The organism is Bartonella sp. AA97HXZ (genome assembly GCF_042196985.1).
Lineage (GTDB): Bacteria > Pseudomonadota > Alphaproteobacteria > Rhizobiales > Rhizobiaceae > Bartonella.
Genome location: NZ_JBHIRC010000051.1, coordinates 1 through 2,838, shown reverse-complemented (window position 1 = coordinate 2,838; position 2,838 = coordinate 1). Strand labels below are relative to the sequence as shown.

Sequence of the window (2,838 nt, the reverse complement as noted above, 5' to 3'; positions counted from 1 at the left end):
GGCTCTCATGGAGATTCCTCTCCAAGCGGCGCTGGAGCTGATGGCGCTGTTCTTATAAGGTTATGGAAAGATTAAATGGATGCACAAGTAACCAAGATATGACAGAAGTCAAATGGATAGCTGTTCTATAAGCAGGCTTATATGTTTTTAAGTCCTTTTAAAGGGCTTTTTTGACTGACAGTGTCAGTCTTATCGGCATGATGATGGTTGTTATAGTCTCTTCATTGATTTGGAGAGCAAGATGACAATAGAATTTAAACTTCGTATTTTCTTTATTAAGAACAGCAAGGGATCTGAGTTTTTAGCAATATTTGATCAGACAGCCGTTGGTATGTTTGTAAAATCCTTGATGTTAACATGCAAATTTATCCCCTCCATGCACCTATTCTTCTCTTTACGCATGAGGTGGAGAAACAGGATAGTGTTCTGTTTCATAAGCTTCAATTAACAAAACAAGAGTTTTCATTCTATCAAATTCTGGAGTATTAACTTCTGGCTGCTTATCAAACATTGCAGACACAATTTCTAAAGCTTCTTGGTACTCCCTCTCAGCACGAATTGGTTTGATATTCATTTCTTAAATTCTTGTAGTTCCACAGTGTTGGCATCAATCATATTAAATTGTAACATTTTTGTTGACATGTGTCACTTAATACATTACATTTTATTTAAAATAAAGTTGTTGAGTTTGTTATGATCAAAACATTTAAAAATAAAGACCTACAATCTCTCTGGGAAACAGGAAAAAGTAAGATTGATAGCAGGCTTCAACAGCGTATTATTCGCCGTCTTGATGCCCTTGACGCTGCTTCTCAAGTTAGTGATATCAATGTACCAGGTTATAATTTTCATATGCTTAAAGGCTTTACTCCAACTCGCTACACAATTCATATCAATGGTCCTTGGTGTATCACTTTTGAATTTAAAGACAGACACGTTTACCATGTTGATCTAGAGCAATACCACTGAAGGTTTTAAGATTTGTAAAGGAAACTATCCATGACCACACGTAATCCTAATCGTTGTCCTTCTCATCCAGGAGAAATTTTAGCTGAATCCTTAGAACATTTAAATGCAAGCAAAACCGACATTGCTAGGATTCTTCAAATATCACGCCAGCACTTGCACGGTATCCTTAAAGGAGAACGTCCAGTCACAGCCGTAACAGCAGCTCGCATTGGTAAATTGTTAGGAAATGGACCAGCCCTTTGGCTACAGCTTCAAGCCAATTATGATACATGGCATGCCTTGAGGGACATTGATGTCTCTTCTATTCCAACATTAACAGCTAATAAAGTGGATATACAAATGGAACAGAGCCATTAACCACCTCCCCGCCTCAAAGACGAGGAGATAAAATCATGTTGTAGGTCTAAGTGACTTTTGCAATCGGGTTTTCCAAAGTAGGAGCATAGGTTCGCAACAAAGAATCCATGCTATGTGGCAGTTCTGAATCACCAAAATCTGTTAGAATTGCTAAGATTTTTGTAAAATTGGGCAATTCATTTTGAAGCTTTAAAACTAAAGCTTTTTCCACCATTCCCATAATCTCAATTATGGCAGTACAATCCTCATCTCCAATGCTGTAATGATTGGAAAACTGAAACAATGCCATCCATAAATCGCATAAAAAGTCGATACTGGTATTCATTGCACACCTCCATGGATTTGCTCTCTCAAACAAGCCAATCCTTTTGGTGTAATTTTTGTTGAAGGCAGCACCTTTTCTGTACCATCTGGTCTTTGAATGGTAATAGCGGGACAATCCATGAATCCTTTCTTTATCTTATCCTGATAAGGTAACAGAGGCGCCCCTGGAGCACGCCGATACACCCAATCATGTTTACGCAAATAATCCGTTAAGTCCTTTGGTCGTACCTCTAACATCTTTGCTGCTTCGATAAGACCAAACAGACCATCAGAACGCTTTAAGCCTTCTAAAGCTTCTGCTTTTGGAGTCAATTCAGCAATAGTGTTATCCTTTTGCTCGATTTGACTTTGTAAGTGATTCAAAACACCAAGTAATGCTTCGGGTTTGGAATAATCAACTTGTGATGCAGCTATCTGTGGGGTTGCTACTTGTTTTAAAAGCCTTTCACATTTGATAAAGTATAAACGGGCTTCTCTACCTTTCTTATTATTCTCAAGCATAGAAAGTTCTTTAGCTACACTTAAAGTTAGATGATAATCTTTACGATTGTGACCACCCCTGCCTTTGCTCCCCAAAATCGGGGAGCAAACAAAGTCTTGATTTTCTAATAAATTATATTTGTTAATACGGTCTGTAATCCAAGTAGAGAAATCTTTTCCTATTTCCAAAAACGCATGTAATTCGCGCGCATTTACCGTTTGAACAGTTTCCTGATCAATTATTTGTTCCAATATTGGAATAAGAGTGTTCATGAGAACTCCTTATCGTTAAATGTTTTTGATTGACACTCGATAAAAGAGTGCCGGGTGCTCAAAAACACGGCGATAAGTCCGTCGTTATGCTTTCCCCCAAAGGGTATTGTATAGCGTAACCACACCCGACAAGCCATTTATATGCTATACGCATATAATGAGTCAAAGCTTTTAATCTGCGGAAAAAAGACTGTTTCGGCAATCCACCCGCTTATCGTCAAGGTGTTTTTGAGGCACCTGATTCGAAAATACACATTGCATAAATAATGTCAAGCTATTTTCGATAATTTTTTATCATTATGCCGGTCTAACAAATACAGCAATCACCCCCTCATTTTTCCCATTCATTTTAATTCACCCCTCATTTAAAGGAGCATAAAGTATGGCAACAGGTTTTCTACACGGTGTTGAAGTTGTCGAGGTTGACGACGGCAC

The 2,838-nt window shown here is 38.1% G+C and carries 5 protein-coding genes; 2 read left to right on the top strand and 3 right to left on the bottom strand.

Features of this window, described 5'->3' with window-relative positions; all coding sequences use genetic code 11:
- Positions 1–394: 394 nt before the first annotated feature.
- Positions 395–574 (bottom strand): hypothetical protein, encoded by a 180-nt coding sequence (locus tag ACFINE_RS09480; RefSeq protein WP_375621862.1) that lies wholly within the window; start codon positions 572–574, stop codon positions 395–397.
- Positions 575–693: 119 nt separating this feature from the next.
- Between ACFINE_RS09480 and ACFINE_RS09475 the strand changes: the two genes are divergently transcribed.
- The gene (locus ACFINE_RS09475; protein WP_273791641.1) at positions 694–969 is read left to right on the top strand and encodes a type II toxin-antitoxin system RelE/ParE family toxin; all 276 of its coding nucleotides are present in this window, start codon (positions 694–696) and stop codon (positions 967–969) included.
- Between the two features lie 30 nt (positions 970–999).
- Positions 1,000–1,326, top strand: a complete 327-nt coding sequence (locus ACFINE_RS09470; RefSeq protein ID WP_375621861.1) for a HigA family addiction module antitoxin — start codon at positions 1,000–1,002, stop codon at positions 1,324–1,326.
- Between the two features lie 46 nt (positions 1,327–1,372).
- On the opposite strand, the gene ACFINE_RS09465 is transcribed toward ACFINE_RS09470, so the two are convergent.
- Both ACFINE_RS09465 and ACFINE_RS09460 read right to left on the bottom strand, forming a co-directional pair.
- Positions 1,373–1,651: a hypothetical protein gene (locus tag ACFINE_RS09465; RefSeq protein WP_375621860.1), complete on the bottom strand. Its 279-nt coding sequence runs from the start codon at positions 1,649–1,651 to the stop codon at positions 1,373–1,375.
- On the bottom strand, positions 1,648–2,403 hold the full coding sequence (locus tag ACFINE_RS09460; protein WP_375621859.1) for an antA/AntB antirepressor family protein: 756 nt from the start codon (positions 2,401–2,403) through the stop codon (positions 1,648–1,650). The genes ACFINE_RS09465 and ACFINE_RS09460 overlap by 4 nt, the downstream gene beginning before the upstream one ends.
- Positions 2,404–2,838 lie beyond the last annotated feature (435 nt).